The organism is Desulfobacterium sp. N47, assembly GCF_051233685.1.
In the GTDB taxonomy this organism is placed as follows: Bacteria; Desulfobacterota; Desulfobacteria; order Desulfobacterales; family RPRI01; genus RPRI01.
Window position 1 is genome coordinate 1 of sequence record NZ_JBAMMY010000282.1, and the last position, 1,206, is coordinate 1,206.

A 1,206-nucleotide genomic window follows, 5' to 3' on the forward strand; every position below is an offset into this window, starting at 1 on the left:
AAAAGACGTTATTGCGTTCTTATTTTTGGCGTTTATGTTTTGCATATTACAATCCTTTTATAACAAATCAATTAACCCAACGCCGAGTAAGTTACGTTTTTTATCCTTGGCCGGCGGCGGCGTGGGTTATTTCCGTCGTTAACCACAGACCAAAGAAACACCAAAGAAAGGAGGTGATTACAATGGATAAGTGGGAATTTTATAAAGATGCAGCAGGAAAATGGAGATGGCGGCGTATAGCTCCGAACGGAAAAGTTGTAGGTTCTTCATCTGAAAGTTACAACAATAAATCTGATTGCGAAGCTAACGCACGCCGGAATGGCTGGAAAGGTTAATTCAGCATCCCGACCAAAGTCACGTCCTGTTGTTCCGCAAAAATCTCCGCCTCTTCCCACGACAGGGCGTTGATCTTTGGACCTTCATACTTGCCATCTTCTTTAATAATTTCGGTAATGAATACGTGCATATGTTTTCTCCTTATAAATTTTATTTTAAACATAACAAATCAATGAACCCAACGCCGAGTAAGCACCTTTTGAAATCCAATAACGGCGGCGGCGTGGGTTATTTCCGTCGTTCGGTGTAAAGGAAAGATAACATGATACGACGAAAACAACGACTCCTAAGTCGCGACGAGGTCAGCATAAACAGGGAGGCCGATTATATTATTAAGAAAGCGCAGGCCCACGATAGCCGGGTTGTTGGCCTTGGCTCGTTGGTTTTCTTCTCCACACAGACTGGGGACGCTTGGATGTTGGATCCAGCGGACAGCTTGGCGGTCTGTCTTGCAAAGGATGGGGAACGTCAAAACTTCAGTATTTTGGAGACCCCTACGAACGTCCAAATAGCATGGGAGTCCCAGTACCTTATTGATAGCGAGACATTTATCGTAACCACGAAAGATGGCCGCGTCAGGACAACCTTGGGATATCCGACAAGGGAGATTGAGAATACGATTAAAAAAGGGAGATGAAGGGAAAAGGAAACACCGAACAAATCACTCCAGCGGACGGGGAATATCTTTTGTGGTTTTCATCATATCTCGTGGCCCCGCCGCTGAGTTTTAGCGTTATAATTTCGTGAAACAATGAAGGAAATTACAAATCGATCCGCAATAATTGTGAGCCCAAAGCATCCATTTGTAGAATGGGCGAATTTGTATAACGAAAGTTCCAACGAAGATATTAATCAAAGATTAGAAGAAAA

At 43.4% G+C, this 1,206-nt stretch carries 3 protein-coding genes; 2 read left to right on the top strand and 1 reads right to left on the bottom strand.

The features are described 5' to 3' along the window. Positions 1–182 precede the first annotated feature (182 nt). Entirely contained in the window at positions 183–335 is a 153-nt protein-coding gene (locus tag VXK47_RS17935; protein ID WP_435550157.1) for a YegP family protein, read from the top strand. Here VXK47_RS17935 and VXK47_RS17940 read toward each other — a convergent pair. Further along, positions 332–466, bottom strand: coding sequence for a hypothetical protein (locus tag VXK47_RS17940; RefSeq protein ID WP_435550158.1), 135 nt, complete (start codon positions 464–466; stop codon positions 332–334). The genes VXK47_RS17935 and VXK47_RS17940 overlap by 4 nt on opposite strands. Before the next feature lie 132 nt (positions 467–598). On the opposite strand from VXK47_RS17940, the gene VXK47_RS17945 reads away from it, so the two are divergent. Continuing rightward, entirely contained in the window at positions 599–973 is a 375-nt protein-coding gene (locus tag VXK47_RS17945) for a hypothetical protein (protein ID WP_435550159.1), read from the top strand. Positions 974–1,206: the final 233 nt, after the last annotated feature.

Bases quoted from the DNA above. Each gene is read 5' to 3' on its own strand.
- VXK47_RS17940 (WP_435550158.1), bottom strand. From the start codon at position 466: ATGCACGTATTCATTACCGAAATTATTAAAGAAGATGGCAAGTATGAA.
- VXK47_RS17935 (WP_435550157.1), top strand. From the start codon at position 183: ATGGATAAGTGGGAATTTTATAAAGATGCAGCAGGAAAATGGAGATGG.
- VXK47_RS17945 (WP_435550159.1), top strand. From the start codon at position 599: ATGATACGACGAAAACAACGACTCCTAAGTCGCGACGAGGTCAGCATA.